The following is a 15443-nucleotide window of genomic DNA, read 5'->3' on the forward strand; positions in this document are numbered from 1 at the left end:
GGCACGATGTGCCTGCGCGGCTCCCGGCGTACGGTCGCCGCTCGGATCTGGCGCCGCCCGCAGGCGCTCCCCGTGCCCGGAGGGAACTCCGGACGACCGCCGGGCGTCCCGGTGAGGTCAGCCCACCCCTGGGCCGGCGGTGCCCGCCAGGGCCTCGAGATCGCTCTTGCGGACCTTGATCACCAGCCAGGCGGTGAGCAGGCCGAGCCCGGCCATCACGGCGGCGGGGACGAAGGCCGTGGCGATGCCGTGCGCGAGCACCTCGTGTCCCCACGGCGCCGGCAGCTGATGGGACCTGGCGAACTCCGCCTTCTGGGCCGGCGAACCGTGGGCGAGGAACTTCGGCAGCTGCTTCTTCGCCTCGTCCTTGCTGGCCGAGCCGAAGACCGTGGTCAGGATCGACAGCCCCAGTGCACCGCCCACCTGCTGCATGGCGTTCAGCAGACCGGACGCCGCGCCGGCCTCCTGCGGCGCGACGCCGGAGACCGCCATGCTGGTCACCGTCACGAAGTTCAGGCCCATCCCGAAACCGAAGACCAGCATGGGCCCCAGCACGCCGCCGGGGTACGAGCTGTCCGGCTTGACGAAGGCCTGCCAGACCAGCGCCACGACCACCAGCGCCGCACCGGCGATCATGAACGGCTTGGGGCCCCGAGTGGGCAGGAACCGTTGCGACAGGCCGGCGCCCGCGGCGATCGCCACGCTGATGGGAAGAAAGGCCAGCCCGGCCCTGATCGGGCTGTAGCCGAGCACGTCCTGGACGAACAGCACGATGTAGAAGAACATGCCGAACATCGCCGCGGCCAGACTCAGCATGATCACGTAGGTGCCGGAGCGATTGCGGTCGGCGAACATACTCAGCGGGGTGATGGGCTCCTTCGCCTGGCGTTCGATGAACACGAAGGCCAGCAGCAGGACCACCGCGGCACCGAACGAACCAAGGCCCAGACCGTCGTGCCAGCCCTCTTCCGAGACCCGGATGAAGCCGTACACGAGGGACGCCATGCCCGCCGTCGAGGTCAGCGCGCCCGCGATGTCGAACCGCCCCGGCTGCCGCTCGGACTCGTTGATGTAGAGCGGGGTGAGCGCGGCGATCAGAAGCCCGATGGGCACGTTGACGAAGAACACGGACCGCCAGTCGAGCCAGTCGGTGAGCAGGCCGCCGGAGAGCAGTCCGAGGGCGCCGCCGCCCGCGGAGACGGCGGCGAACACGCCGAACGCCCGGTTGCGTTCGGGGCCTTCGGGAAAGGTAGTGGTGATCAGGGCCAATGAAGTCGGCGACGCGATCGCGCCTCCCACGCCCTGGACGGCGCGGGCGGCCAGCAGTTGCCAGGGTTCCTGAGCGAGTCCGCCGAGGAGCGAGGCCACGGTGAACAGGAGGATGCCGGTCAGGAAGACCCGGCGACGGCCGAGGATGTCACCGGCGCGGGCGCCGAGGAGTAACAGACCGCCGAAGGTGAGGGTGTAGGCGCTGACCACCCAGGTGAGGTCCGTGGTGCTGAAGTCGAGCGCCGACTGAATGTGCGGAAGGGCTATGTTCACGATCGTCGCGTCGAGTACGACCATGAGCTGGCAGGCCGCGATGACGGTGAGGGCTATGCCTGGATGTCCCTGTCGGCGGGCCGCACCGGGTTTCTGATCCTGAGACAGTTGAGAGGTTGTCACCATGGGTCTCTCTCCAGAGGATTAGTGAACGGTCACGTTCACTGAAGCCTCAACGGTAGTGAGCCCTTGATAGTGAACGCAAGTGTTCACTGTGTGCGTCATCGGATACCGTGCCCCTGTCGGGGCGCTCCGTGTGCGCTGTTCTGGAATGCCCGCCTCATGCCCGCCTCCCCTGCTCGCTGGAGAGACTCAGATGGTCACCTCGCGCCAGACGGCCGGACCCGTTCGGGCAGTGACTCCGCGCCGACGCGGGGCGGTTCTCGAACGCGCGATCCTGGACGCCGCCCTGGAGCAGCTCAGCACCGTCGGCTGGAGCGGCCTCACCATGGAGGGCGTCGCCGCCGCCGCCCAGACAGGGAAAGCCGCGGTCTACCGCCGTTGGTCCTCCAAGGAGGACCTGGTCGCCGACGCGCTGCAGGCCGGGCTGCCCCGGCTGGAGGAAGCCTCCGATCTCGGAAGTGTGCGCGAGGACCTGCTCGCACTGTGCCGCCAGTCCCGGGACGCGATGTTCTCGCGGCCTGGCTTCGCGCTGCGATCAGTGATTCACGAATGCGATCACATGCAGGTCGAACGTTTCCACGGGGTGATCTTCGAAGGGGTTGTGGGCCCGACCACCAGGTTGGTGAGGCAGGTGGTCAAGCGCGGCGTGGAGCGGGGTGACGTACGGGCTGACGCGACCAACAGCTATGTCCTCGATGTCATTCCGGCGATGATGATGTACCGATCCAAGATTTCTGCAAGCGAATGGAGCGATCAGGAAATCGAGGAGATGGTCGACCAGCTGATGCTCCCGCTGCTGGCGCCGCCCGGTGCCTGAACCACGGTCCGGCGACGGCCGGGGCCCGGTGGGCCGGGTGTCGCTCAGGGATCAGTGCGGCGTACGCTAAGGGCGCCATGCCGTACGAACCACCTACCCACACCGTCGAGCGCTCCCTTCGCGCGACGACCGGAGCGAAGGTCATCGCCGGTGTCGACGAGGTGGGGCGCGGCGCCTGGGCCGGGCCCGTCACCGTCTGCGCCGCGGTCACCGGTCTTCGCCGGCCGCCCGAGGGACTCACGGACTCCAAACTGCTGACCCTCAAGCGACGTACGGAACTTGCCGAGGTCCTGCGGACGTGGGTCACGGCGTACGCCCTGGGGCATGCCTCGCCCGAGGAGATCGACGACCTCGGGATGACGGCCGCGCTGCGGCTCGCGGCCTGCCGCGCTCTGGAAGCCTTGCCGGTCCGCCCCGACGCGGTCATCCTCGACGGTAAGCACGACTACCTGGGCCGCCCCTGGCGAGTGCGCACGGTCATCAAGGGTGACCGCTCGTGCGTGGCCGTCGCGGCGGCTTCGGTGATCGCCAAGGTTCAGCGCGACAAAATGATGGCCGAACTGGGTATCGACCATGCAGACTTCGGATTTGCGGCCAACGCCGGGTATCCGTCGCCCGTGCACAAGGCCGCACTGGAGGAGCGGGGCCCCACCCCGTACCACCGGTTGTCGTGGGCGTATCTTGATGCGCTGCCCCAGTGGCGGCACCTCAAGAAGGTCCGCAGCTGGGCGGAGGGCGGCGTTCCGGAGATCGAGGGTCAGCTCGGCTTCGACTTCTGACGCTCCAGTCGCACTGTTGTGCCACCCGGTTCACCTCACCTGCACCAACGTTTGATAAATATCAGCTCATGCCTCTCATTCCCGAGGAGCCTCAGATTCACGAGAGTGCCCAGGGTCCCCGCGCCACTCCGGCCAGTGGCCGCACCGCGCCGACCCCCCGTCCCGTACCCGGCCCCCGCCCCGCGGCTCCGTCGCGTCCCGGTCGTCCCGGCCCTGTGCGGCCGGCACCGCCGGTGCAGCGCACCCCGCGGGAGGTGGCCAAGCCAGGCCCGTCCGGCCCGGCCGTGCCCGCCGCGACAGCGGCGGCCCCGCAGATCCAGCTGATCCCGGCCTCGGTCGAGAGCGCTCTCGACGCGGCCGAGGAAGCAGTGGACCTGCTCCTCGACTCGGGCCGTGCCCCCGGGGACGTGCTGGTGATCACCACCGGCCCGCAGCACCCGTGGGCCGAGCACGAGCTGTCCTTCGGTGAAACCTCCTACTGGGCGCAGCACGACGCGGGCGACGACGTCTTCTACGCGGACGCCGCGATCGCCTCCCGTGCCGCGACCCGCGCCGTCGTGGTCGTCGCCGTGAACGGCGGCCCGGACACCGTCGCCGCCACCGCCTTGCCGCTGGCCCTGTCGCGGGCCGGTGCCCTGCTGATCGTCTGCGGCGACCCGCAGCGCATCAACTCGGTACTGGGCGCGGGCGTCTGACCCCCGGCGCCTCCGGGGCCACGGAGGTACCGAAGGGGGTCGGCGGAGACCGGCACGGTGGTGCCTTCGGCGTGCCCGGAACCCTGCGGTGGCCGCTGCCGTCGGGGAGCGGCCGTCTGGCACAGGCGGAGGATCCGCCACGCGGGCAGCGACAGGGCGGAGGACCCGCCACGCGGGCACTGGGTCGCATCCGCGACGCGGACACCGGGCCGCGGATCCGAAACCGGAGTACCGGGCCGGGGCCGCCGAGGGGCCGCACGGCGGGCTGCCTCGCTCGCACGGCGGGCCGCTCCGGCTCACCGACACGGTAGGCCGTTCCGGCTCGGCGACGCGGTAGGCGGTTCCGGCTCGGCGACACGGCAAGCCGCTCCCGCGCGCTGACACGGCAGGCCCTCTCGCCGCCGTGGCGGGCTCGCCGGGAGTGACGCGAGCGGTCGGCGAGCACGGTGCGGCGGGTTCAGGGTGCCGTGCCCGGTGGTGCCTGTCCGGCCGGCGCCCCTTTCGGGGCCGGGTTCAGCGAGCGGCCGCGCGGCGCAGTACGTCGGAGGCGGCGCCTCCGGTGCGCGGTGACGGCGGCGGCACCTCGGACAGGGCGAAGGGTTCAGGAGCCGAGTCGGCACTGGGGCGGCGTCCGCCGCGGCCCTCGCCGAGCACCTGCCAGCCGTCGTGGGTCAGCGTGATGTACGCCCCGCAGCGAAGCCCGTGCAGGGTGCAGGCGTCCCGCAGCCCCCACATCCAGGCGCCGTCCTCCTCCGTCCAACGCGCGTCGCCCTCGCGGCAGTAGAGCAGCACGGCGGTCCGCACCGGGGTGCGGCGGCGCAGGTCGTGCGGGATCACCCGGCGCAACTGCGCGAGCAGCACGTTGCGGAACATCCAGCCGTCGGCCGCGGCGGAACGCCGACTGAAGGAGGCGCTGGCGCACAGGCGCTCCTCCGGGTCGAGGACCGCCACGATCGCGGTGCCCAGCCGTGGACGGTGCCGGGTGTGCAGCCCGCTGACCACCTCACGGGGGTTGCGCAGCAGCGGTATTCCGGCGTCGGCCCACTCCGCGGGCTCGAGCAGGCGACTGGCGGAAACGGCGGACGCGGACGTCGACAACGATGCTGCCGAGGACGGAGCGAATCCGAAGGTCACGTTCCTCCCTTCGGCTACGCGCCCACACTGCGGGCGGGATTGGATTCGGGGGAGCGCGCACCGCAGCAAAGCCCAACCGGATCACGGACGAGCCGTGCGGGGAGCGGACCTCAATTCTTCCTGTCGAACTTGGATGCGGCAACGAGCAAATGGGGCCACCGACTGTTATCTGGGGGTGTGTGACTTATATCCCTACCCCTGGAGGCGCTCGGCGACCCCTTGGACATCCGGCAACGGCACACTCGTGCGCCGAACCCGGCACCGCATGCGAACGACACCGCGCCGATCAGCCCTGAACGGCCAGGACCAGCGGCAACACTCCCCGCGCCCCGGCCCTCCTGAGCAGGCGCGCCGCTACGGCCAGCGTCCAGCCCGTCTCGGTGAAGTCGTCCACCAGCAGTACGGGCCCCTGAACCTCGGCGAGGGCGCCGGCGAGGGCGGGCGGCACGGTCAGCGCACCGTCGAGTGCCTTCAGGCGCTGCGCGCTGTTGCTGCGTGAGACCGGCTGCGCCTCGTGGGCGTACTCCACGGAACCCAGGAGCGGCAGTCTGCCGATCTCAGCGATCCGCGCCCCGAGGGAGTGGACCAGCCGAGGCCTGGAGCGCGAGGCGACGGTGACGACCCCTCGGGGCCTGGGCTGGGCGTCGGCCGCTCCCGCGGCCCAGCCGCCGGGACCCTTCGCCCAGTCGGCCAGTACCTCCACCACGGCACGGGCCACGTCGTCAGGTACCTGTGTGTCCGGGGCCTGCGGTGCGAGCAGCGGTCGCAGCCGGTTGCCCCACCCGATGTCCGACAACCGCCCCAGCGCCCGTCCCGGCGACGCCTGTTCACCAGCCGGGATGCGTCCCTTGAGGTCGATGCCGATCGCCGGCAGACCGGTGGGCCACATCCGGCGGGGTTCCACTTCGACACCCGCGCGCCCCAGGTCGACCCGGGCCGCGTCCACCGCGGCCGACGAGGTGTCCGCCGTGAAGCGCGGCCGGGCGCAGTTGTCGCAGCGGCCGCACGGCTTCGCACCCTCGTCGTCGAGCTGGCGCTGCAGGAACTCCATCCGGCAGTCCGCGGTGGCCGCGTACTCCCGCATCGCCTGCTGTTCGGCCTCGCGCTGCCGTGCCACCCACGCGTACCGCTCGGCGTCGTACGTCCACGGCTGTCCGGTCGCGATCCAGCCGCCCTTGACCCGCTTGACCGCGCCGTCCACATCGAGAACCTTCAGCATGGCCTCCAGCCGGGACCGACGCAGCTCCACCAGCGGCTCCAGCGCGGGCAACGACATCGGGCCCCCGGCCCGGGACAGGATGTCCAGTGTGCGGCGGACCAGATCCTCCGACGGGAAGGCGAGCGAGGCGAAGTAACTCCAGATCGCCTCGTCCTCCCGGCCCGGCAACAGCAGCACCTCGGCGTGCTCGACACCGCGTCCGGCACGGCCCACCTGCTGGTAGTAGGCGATCGGGGAGGAAGGCGAGCCCAGGTGCACCACGAAGCCGAGGTCGGGCTTGTCGAAGCCCATGCCGAGGGCGGAAGTGGCGATCAGCGCCTTGACCCGGTTGCCGAGCAGGTCGTCCTCGGCCTGCTGCCGGTCGGCGTTCTCCGTCTTTCCCGTGTACGACGCCACGGCGTGCCCGCGTTGCCGCAGGAAGGCGGTGACCTCCTCGGCCGCCGCCACGGTGAGCGTGTAGACGATGCCGGAACCCGGCAGTTCGCCCAGGTGATCGGCCAGCCACGCCATCCGGTGCGCGGCGTCCGGCAACCGCAGCACGCTCAGGCTGAGGCTCTCCCGGTCCAGTGGGCCGCGCAGCACCAGCGCGTCCGAGCCGCCACCGGTGCCGAGCTGCTCGGCGACGTCGGCGGTCACGCGCGCGTTGGCCGTGGCGGTGGTCGCCAGCACCGGCACGCCCGCCGGGAGGTCGGCGAGCATGGTGCGCAGCCGTCGGTAGTCGGGCCGGAAGTCGTGGCCCCAGTCGGAGATGCAGTGGGCCTCGTCCACGACGAGCAGGCCGGTCGCCGCGGCGAGCCTGGGCAGTACCTGGTCGCGGAAGTCGGGGTTGTTGAGGCGCTCGGGTGACACGAGGAGGACGTCGACCTCACCGGCCGCGATCTCCGCCTGGATCGCGTCCCAGTCCTCGGTGTTGGAGGAGTTGATGGTGCGGGCGTGGATACCGGCCCGGGCCGCCGCCTCCACCTGGTTGCGCATGAGCGCGAGCAGCGGGGAGACGATCACCGTCGGGCCGCTGCCCGTGGTCCGCAGCAGCGAGGTCGCCACGAAGTACACCGCGGACTTGCCCCAGCCCGTGCGCTGCACGACCAGGGCCCGGCGCCGGTCGGCGACCAGTGCCTCGATCGCCCGCCACTGGTCTTCGCGCAGCCGGGCCGTGCCCGTTTCGTCGCCGACGAGACGGGCGAGGACGGCGTCCGCCCGGGCCCGGAGATCCGCGTTGCTCGTGTGCTCCATGGGTCCCATACAACAGGACGGGACCGACAGCCCGGGCCGCCTGTGGACGAGGGCGGCACGTTGTGGACGAGGGCGGCACGGTTGTCGTGTCCCTGGTTCGACTTATCCACAGGCAGAACCGTCATCGCAGGATCCGCGAGATCGTCGGCGCATGACGAATCACAGCGAAAGCACCGGACCGGTCGAGAACGGCGGGATCACGGACGGCTCGGCCCCCCTGTGCCGATCAGCCCACGACCCCCAGGTCACCCTGCGCACCCCGGCCGAACTGGCCGACGCACTGCCCTACCTGCTCGGGTACCGCCCCGAGGACAGCATGGTCCTGATGGCCCTGCACGACCGGGGCGGCCGCGGCCGCTTCGGCGGCCGGGCCCGGCTCGGCATCCCCGCGAACAAGGACGACTGGGAGCCGGCCGCACGCCAGCTCGCCCAAGGCCTGATGACGGGCAGCGAGCGCAGGGGAACCCGGCCCGAGCAGATGGTCGCCTACGTCTGCCAGGAACCGGCACCCGGCGAGACGGGACGTGACGTCATGCGCCGGCTCGCTCCGCTCGCCCACCTGCTGCGCACCGAGTGCGGCCGGCTCGACGTGCCCGTGATCGAGGCGCTGTGCATCTCGGACGCCCGCTTCTGGTCGTACTGCTGCCCGACGCAAGGGTGCTGTCCCGCCGACGGCACGCCCATGGGCCTGCCCGGCACCTCCGTGCTCGCGGCCGCCGCCACCTACGCCGGTATCCAGGTGCGCGGCAGCCTGCGCGAGTTGCGGGCCAGGCTGCTCCCCTGGGAGAGCGGCGACGCGCGGGAACAGGAGACCGCCCTGGACCGCGCCGGCCGGGCCCTGGTGCCCCGCATCCTCGACGACGCCTTCCGCGCGGAGGTGGCAGAGGACACCCTCGCCCTCGCGGAGCGGATCATCGAACGGTACGCGGCCGCCACCCCGGAGTCCGACACCCACCGGGCGGACCTCCGCGACGACCGGCTGCTCGCCCACGACGAGGCCGCGCGGCTGATCCTCGGGCTCCAGGACCGCACGACCCGGGATCGCGCGGCCGCCTGGATGGAGGGCGCCGAGGCCGGCCCGGCCCTGCGGCTGTGGCGAGCCCTGGCTCGCCGCTGCGTCGGCCCTTATGGCGAACACGCCGCCGCGCCCCTGACCCTGGCCGGCTGGGTCGCCTGGTCGAGCGGTGACGATCTGGAGGGGCGGGAGGCCCTGGCCATGGCCCTGGGCGCAGACCCCGACTATCTCTTCGCCCACCTGCTGCACCAGGCCTGCAACGAGGGTCTCGATCCGGAGTCGATCCGCCGCTGCCTGCGCGCGGGCCGGGCCGAACACCGCAGCGAGGACAGCACAGCGGCGGTCCCCGACGCCACCCCGCTCGCCCCGGGAGCCGACCACCTGCCGGCCGGCGGGGCAGCGGCGCCCCCGAGGCGTCGTCCGCGTACGGGGAACAACACCGACAACCGACGGCGGCGGCCGGACGTGACCCGGCCACGACGAGCGGACGCGGATCACGCCCGCCCCGGTTCGACCAGGCCCGGCGGCACGCGCACGCGCGCGGCGGACCGGCCCGCAGCGGCGGACAGGGCGGAGGAGAGCGGCACTCGAGCAGGCCGGACCGGCACGGAGGGCGCGCGATCCGGGAACAGCGGCAGTGAGTCCGACGAATGAGCCGGCCGCACGCTCATTCGGCCGGGTTCGGCGGGCGGGGGCGTGACCGGGAAGAGCCCGCGCCCGTTCACCTGAGTGGCGGAACGGCTGGACGGGCCGTGCCGCCACCCGCCGTCGCCCCTCCGGAGCCCTCCGTCCGGCGCCGAGCACGTCACCGGCGCACAGAGCGCAGAAGAAGCCTCCCGATGCATCAGCCGACTCCGCCTTCCACCGCTGACGACAACCGCCGACCGAGGGACCTCCCGCCCTGGCTCCCGCCGACGGACGACGGTCCGGGCCTGCCGGCCGCCCGCGCTCCCCGGCCCGCGTCGGCTCCCGCACGACCGGCTCCCGGCCCTCGACACGCCACCGGACTGCCGCCCACGCACAACGCTCTGATCTGCGTCGCGCTCCCCGGGCTCGCCATCTCCTTGGAGCACGGTCAGCTGACCGGTCAGGGACTGGAGGGTTTCTACCGCGCGGGCCGGCGGTTGCTCGCTCGCTGCCAGGTCCGTGTGGCCGGCCGGGAACCGCTCGCCGTGCAGGCCCGGATGACGGGGGCGGACTCCGCTCGCTTCGTCGGCACCGTCCGGGTCTCTCCGGCGGCGGGCCCGGACCCGGACGTCGTCGTGGAACGCACCCGGCACGCCGACGGCACGGAGTGCATCACCCTGCGCAGCTACGCGGTCCACCCCCTGCGCCTGCCGCTCGAGGTGGCCCTGGCCACCGATCTCGCGGAACTGCGTGCCATCGCCGCCGGCGCCCCGGGCCACGAACTCCCGGCCGGCGTCCACGGCTCCGGCCTGCGCTGGACCACCCCCAGGGGCAACTCGTGGGTCACCTCTGACCCGCCACCCGCCGACGCGCTGGCCTCGGCGGGACTGCTGCGCTGGGAGTTCGAACTGCCGCCGGGCGGCACGGCCGGCGTGCGGCTGCGGGTGCGAGCGGAGGGTGCGGGCCCGTCGCGCGCCGTGGGACGGGCCGCGACCAGCCCCCTCGCACCGGCCAGTGCCACAGGCGACGACCCGGGGGTCGCGGCGCTGCTCAGGACCAGCATCGACGACCTGGAGGCACTGCTGCTGCGCGACCCGGCGTACCCCTTTGACCCCTGTCTCGCAGCCGGGGCACCGTGGCGATGCGGCCTGGCACCGGCCGAGGCGCTCGCCGCCGCCAGGATGGCCCTGCCCCTCGGCACCCGTCTCGCCGCCGGCACTCTGCGCACCCTGGCCCGGACCCAGCTCCGAGGTCCGGGACCGCGGACCGGCATGATTCCCGGCCCCCGACGCGACGCGGGCGCACACCTGCCACCGGCGTGCACCGGAACGGAGGCCACCCTGCTCTTCCCCGTGCTGCTAGCGGAGGCACGCCGCTGGGGGCTGCCGGAACAGGAGACACGGGAGCTGCTGCCGGCCGCCGAGCGCTGCCTGACCTGGCTGCGCACGCAGGCGGGCGACGGGACCTACCTGTGCGCCCCGGAGCCGGGCGGCCCCGTGCGCAGCGAGACCCAGGCCCACGCCCACCGGGCCGCATTGCTGGGTGCCGACCTCCTCGACGCCTACGGGCGGCCGGGCGCCGCCGCGCTGCGGCAGTGGGCTCAGGAGCTGCGAGAAGCGTTCCGGGTGGACTTCTGGGCCGCGGACCGGGGCGGCGGCCGCCCGGTGGCGGCCCTGGAAGCCGACGGCCGCCCTCTGGCCCTGGAAGCCGACGGCCGCCCTCTGGCCCTGGAACCCGGCGGCCCCCCTCTGGCCCTGCTCGGCGCCACCGCAGTGCATCTGCTCGACACCGGCCTGCTGGGGGCGGGCCGTTGGGGCCCCGGCCTGCTCGACAAGGTCCAGACCGAGCAACTCGCCCGGCTGCTCGGTGGTCCGGCCATGGACTCCGGGTGGGGACTGCGTGGGATGGGAGCGAAGGAGGCGGGGCACCACCCGTTCGGCCACCGGTCCGGGGCCGTCCGGGTCCAGGAGACGGCACTCGCCGTCGCCGGACTGGCCGCCGCCGGCTACGAGAAGGAGGCAGGCGGGCTCTTGCGAGGGCTGCTGGCGGCGGCCGTGCACTTCGGCCACCGGCTGCCGGAGATGTTCGCCGGGGAACAGCGCTCCGACGGGAGTGCCCCCCTCGCGCATCCCGCTGCCTGCCGCCCGGCCGCCACGGCCGCCGCCTCCGGGATCCTGCTCCTGACCACGCTCGTCGGCATCCGCCCCGACGTCCCGGCCGGCACCGTCGTCCTTCGCCCGCTCCACAGCGCCCCCCTGGGGGAAATCGGTTTGACCGACTTGCGGGTCGCCGGAGCGCCCTTCTCGGTGCGGGTCAGCCGGCTGGGCCTGGCCATGGTCGAGGAGGCCGCCGACGGTCTGCGACTGGGGAAGTGACCCCGGCTGTACAGAGGGGGCGCGGGCAGGTCGGCACGGTCGTGCGGGAACGGGTGACCGGGCGTCGTACGCACGTCCCGGTGGATGGCGGGGCGCATACCGGAGCGAAGTGGATCAGCTGTCGGACCGAGCGGCGAAGGGAGTGTTTATCGTCAGGCAGACGACTATGATCACCGCATGCCCTACGACCCGTCAGCCTTTCCGCCGTTCGCCGTCACCGTGGACCTGGTCGTGCTGACCGTGCGCCGCCATGCCCTGTGCGCGCTGGCGGTACGCAGAGGCGAGTCGCCGTTCCAGGGGCGCTGGGCGCTGCCGGGCGGCTTCGTACGGGCCGATGAGGATCTTTCGCAGGCGGCGGCACGGGAGCTCGCGGAGGAGACCGGGCTGAGTGCCCACGACCCCGACGTGCCCGCCCAGGAGGGCGGGGCTCATCTGGAGCAACTGGCGACCTACGGCGACCCCAAGCGTGACCCCCGGATGCGCGTGGTCAGCGTCGCCCACCTCGCCCTCGCTCCCGACCTCCCCGCACCCCGCGCGGGCGGTGACGCCAGCAACGCACGCTGGGCCCCGGTCGAGGAACTCCTCGCGCAGGGCGGCTACGGCCGGGACGGCGAGCCCGTCGCCCCGCTCGCCTTCGACCATGCCCAGATCCTGTCCGACGGTGTGGAACGGGCCCGCTCCAAGATCGAGTACTCGTCCCTGGCCACCGCGTTCTGCCCGCCCGAGTTCACGGTCGGCGAGCTGCGCCGGGTCTACGAGGCGGTGTGGGGGGTGGCGCTCGACCCGCGCAATTTCCACCGCAAGGTGACCGGCACCCCCGGCTTCCTCGTCCCCACGGGCGGCACGACCACTCGTCAGGGCGGTCGTCCGGCGCAGCTCTTCCGGGCCGGTGGGGCGACCCTGCTCAACCCGCCGATGCTGCGGCCCGAGGTGTGACCGGCCGACAGTGCGAACCCACAGAGGGTTAAAGGCTCCTATTCCCGGAAAAACGGTCATTCCGCGCTATCTTCCCTAAGGTGATCGAGGCCTTCGGACTGACCAGCAACCCCCGCAAGGCGCACCCGCCCGCCGTCGACGACGTGACCTTCGAGGCGCGCGCGGGCCATGTCACCGCACTCCTCGGAGAGGCGGGCGCGGGCAAGACCACGACGCTCAGACTGATGCTCGAACTGCAACCGGGCCGCGGAATCACCCAGTTCAGGGGACGCCCCCTGCACCGCATCGCCCACCCCTCGCGTGAGGTCGGCGTGCTTCTCGGCGACGTTCCCGGCCACCCGGGCCGCTCCGTCCGCGGCCATCTGCGCATGCTGTGCGCGGCCACGGGCGTCCCGGCCCGGCGCGCGGACGAAGTGCTCGAAGCCGTCGGCATCGTCAGCCTGCGCGACGAACGCCTGGGCACGCTGTCGCGCGGCATGGACCGCCGTCTCGGCCTCGCCTGCGCTCTGCTTCCCGAGCCGCACACCCTCGTCCTGGACGAGCCGGCGAGGGGGCTCGCCGGCCGCGAGGCCCACTGGCTGCACCGCATGCTCCGGGCGTACACGGCGCAGGGCGGCACGGTCCTGTTCACCACCGCCGACCCCAAGGAGGCCGCCCGCGTCGCCGACCGGGTCGTCACCCTGGACGCCGGGAGACTCGTCGCGGACCAGGAGGCCACCGAGTTCGCCCGTACCCGGCTGCGTCCCCGGGTGGCCGTCCGCAGCCCGCACGCCGCCCGGCTCGCCGCCCTTCTCAGCAAGGAGGCCCGCACGGCCCACCGTTCCGTGGAGGTCGTACGGGAAGGCGGCAACCGCCTCTCCGTGTACGGCAGTACCACCGCCGAGGTCGGCGAGACCGCGTTCCGGCACGGCATCCTCGTCCACCAACTCGCCGACGAGACGGGTGACATGGGGCCCGGCGCCGACGCGGAACCGTTGACCGGGCCGGTACCTGAGGTGGTACGGCGGGTACGGGACGCGAGCGAGCCGGACACGGCGGAGGAGTGCCGGGCGGCCCGTACAGCCCTGACCGACGACCCGCGGGACGAGCCCGGAGGGGAACTCCAGCGCGCCGCCGGTCCCCCCGTCACCCCCCAGCCCCGGGCATCGGCCGCCGCCGAGCCGGTGGCCCGGTCGCGCACGGACGACGACAAGCCGACTCCGAGCGGCCCGTGCACCGAGGCCGAACCGTCCGTCATGGCCCCGCATGGGTCACCCGCGTCCGCCGAGGCGCTGCCCGACGACCTCGCGGCGCAGTCCAGGACCGCCCACGCCTCCGTCGTCACGTTCAAGGCTCAACCGGTGGCCGCCTCCACACCCCGGCCGTCGGCCGACACGGCATCCGCGCAAAGGCCGTCCCCGGCCGCGTCTCCCGAGCCGACTGCCCGCACCACGTCCCCGGACCCGGCGTCGGCCACCGTCCCCGCCCAACCGCCGGCCGCTACGACTCCTGCCCAGCCCTCGGTCACGGCCACCCCCGTGCGGCTGCCGACAGCGCCCGCATCCGCGCAACCGTCCGCCGCCCCGTCCGCCCATCGATCGATCATCACCGCTGACCAGCCAACCGCCCCCGCCCCATCACCCCATCAGCCGACCGCCGCTGCCGTCGACCGGCCGTCCGACTCGGCCGGAGCCGCCCGGCGATCGACTCCCGCCGCAACCGCCCAACCGACGGCCTCCGCCGGATCCACCACCACATTCCGGCCCCGCGAGGTGCCCGCCCGGTCGCCGATCGGTGTGGAGCCGAGCGATTCCGCCACCCGCGCCTCCTCCCGCCCGCAGTCGCGCGCCGTACCCGACGAAGCCCCCGTCCCCGCCGACGAGCCCCCGCACCAGCCGCAACCCGGCAAGCCCACGACGGCCGAAGCCGACGCCCTCCCCGCCCCGTCCCCGGCAGCCCCCGCCCACCTGGCCAAGGCCGCCGCTCCGGCAGTCCCCGCCCACCGGGCCGAGGCCGCCGCCCGGGACGTCCTGTCCCCCCTCCCGCCCGCCATCTCCGTGCGCAGTGCCCCCAGCCCGCTCCGCCCCCTGCGCTACGAACTGCGTCGGGCCGCCGGCATCGGCGCCGGCTTCGTCACCTGTGGAGCCGTACTGTTGCTGTCCGCCCTCACTTCCGTACTGCTGGCCCGGCTCGGGCACACCCCGCAGGAACGGCTGTTCGCGGCCTGGCCGCAGGAACTGCCGCTGCCCCCGGCGGCACTCGGTGCGGGTCTGCTCGGAGCGCTGGCCTTCGGGGACGAGTTCCGTCACCCCGCGTTGGCGGCGGATCGCGGCACCGTGCCGCGCCGACTGGGGCTGCTCACCGCGAAACTGCTGGTGTCCGGGGCCACCGCGGTCCTGCTCTCATTCCTCACCCTGGGCTGCGACGCCGAAGCGCTCTATCTCGTCTACGGCCAGGAGCTCGCGAAGGTTCCCACGGACTGGCTTGCGCTCACCGTGAGTTGGTTCGGGCTGGTCGTCGGCTGCTCCTGGGCCGGCGTGCTCGCCGCAGGCGTGTTCCGGTCCACCACCGCCGGACTTGCCGCGGTGCTCGCCGTACCCGTGCTCGTCGTGCCGGCCGTGCACCAGGCGCTGCGGGGACCGGGAGCACGGTTGGCCACCGGTCTCCCGGTGCGATTGAGGGAAGCGTTCCTGCTGCAGTGGCCCTTCGGGGGAGAGCGCTATCTCGTCGGCGCGGCCCGGGTACTCGCCCAACCCGTGGGCGGCGCACTGGCGTTGTCGCTGTCCGCGTTGCTCGGCACGTACCTGTTCACCACTCTGCGGGCGAGGGTTCGATGAACACGGATCGGACGCTTGCGATCCCGCCCCGCACACAAATCCCTGCAGAACACCCATTTCTTTCTGATAAGGCGTCAATTGCGACGGAGTGAGCGATCACCCTTTCGTGTGCTTTTCACCAAAGACCTCAAG

The 15443-nt window shown here is 72.9% G+C and carries 10 protein-coding genes; 7 read left to right on the forward strand and 3 right to left on the reverse strand.

The window, feature by feature from the left end; genetic code table 11:
- Window positions 1–117: 117 nt before the first annotated feature.
- Window positions 118–1665 carry an MFS transporter gene (locus AB0958_RS26370; protein ID WP_366892955.1) on the reverse strand — a complete coding sequence of 516 codons (1548 nt, stop codon included), beginning with the start codon at window positions 1663–1665 and terminating at the stop codon, window positions 118–120.
- A gap of 193 nt (window positions 1666–1858) precedes the next feature.
- On the opposite strand from AB0958_RS26370, the gene AB0958_RS26375 reads away from it, so the two are divergent.
- From AB0958_RS26375 to AB0958_RS26385, 3 genes are all read left to right on the forward strand, one after another.
- Entirely contained in the window at window positions 1859–2482 is a 624-nt protein-coding gene (locus AB0958_RS26375) for a TetR/AcrR family transcriptional regulator (protein WP_366892925.1), read from the forward strand.
- A 77-nt stretch (window positions 2483–2559) separates the two neighbouring features.
- Window positions 2560–3261, forward strand: coding sequence for a ribonuclease HII (locus tag AB0958_RS26380; RefSeq protein WP_366892926.1), 702 nt, complete (start codon window positions 2560–2562; stop codon window positions 3259–3261).
- A gap of 68 nt (window positions 3262–3329) precedes the next feature.
- Entirely contained in the window at window positions 3330–3956 is a 627-nt protein-coding gene (locus AB0958_RS26385) for a hypothetical protein (RefSeq protein ID WP_366892927.1), read from the forward strand.
- 513 nt (window positions 3957–4469) lie between these two features.
- Here AB0958_RS26385 and AB0958_RS26390 read toward each other — a convergent pair.
- Window positions 4470–5090, reverse strand: coding sequence for a hypothetical protein (locus tag AB0958_RS26390; RefSeq protein WP_366892928.1), 621 nt, complete (start codon window positions 5088–5090; stop codon window positions 4470–4472).
- Between the two features lie 286 nt (window positions 5091–5376).
- Window positions 5377–7542 carry a RecQ family ATP-dependent DNA helicase gene (locus AB0958_RS26395; protein WP_366892929.1) on the reverse strand — a complete coding sequence of 722 codons (2166 nt, stop codon included), beginning with the start codon at window positions 7540–7542 and terminating at the stop codon, window positions 5377–5379.
- Window positions 7543–7693: 151 nt separating this feature from the next.
- Between AB0958_RS26395 and AB0958_RS26400 the strand changes: the two genes are divergently transcribed.
- The 4 genes from AB0958_RS26400 (at window position 7694) to AB0958_RS26415 (ending at window position 15311) form a co-directional block, all read left to right on the forward strand.
- A complete protein-coding gene (locus AB0958_RS26400) occupies window positions 7694–9211 on the forward strand; it encodes a DUF4192 domain-containing protein (protein WP_366892930.1) in 1518 nt (505 codons plus the stop codon).
- A 185-nt stretch (window positions 9212–9396) separates the two neighbouring features.
- Complete coding sequence (locus AB0958_RS26405) at window positions 9397–11559, forward strand: glycogen debranching N-terminal domain-containing protein (RefSeq protein ID WP_366892931.1); 2163 nt, start codon at window positions 9397–9399, stop codon at window positions 11557–11559.
- A gap of 177 nt (window positions 11560–11736) precedes the next feature.
- Window positions 11737–12495, forward strand: coding sequence for an NUDIX hydrolase (locus tag AB0958_RS26410; RefSeq protein WP_360526776.1), 759 nt, complete (start codon window positions 11737–11739; stop codon window positions 12493–12495).
- Window positions 12496–12575: 80 nt separating this feature from the next.
- Window positions 12576–15311: an ATP-binding cassette domain-containing protein gene (locus AB0958_RS26415; protein ID WP_366892932.1), complete on the forward strand. Its 2736-nt coding sequence runs from the start codon at window positions 12576–12578 to the stop codon at window positions 15309–15311.
- Window positions 15312–15443 lie beyond the last annotated feature (132 nt).

This window comes from Streptomyces sp. NPDC006655 (genome assembly GCF_040703965.1).
Taxonomy (GTDB): domain Bacteria; phylum Actinomycetota; class Actinomycetes; order Streptomycetales; family Streptomycetaceae; genus Streptomyces.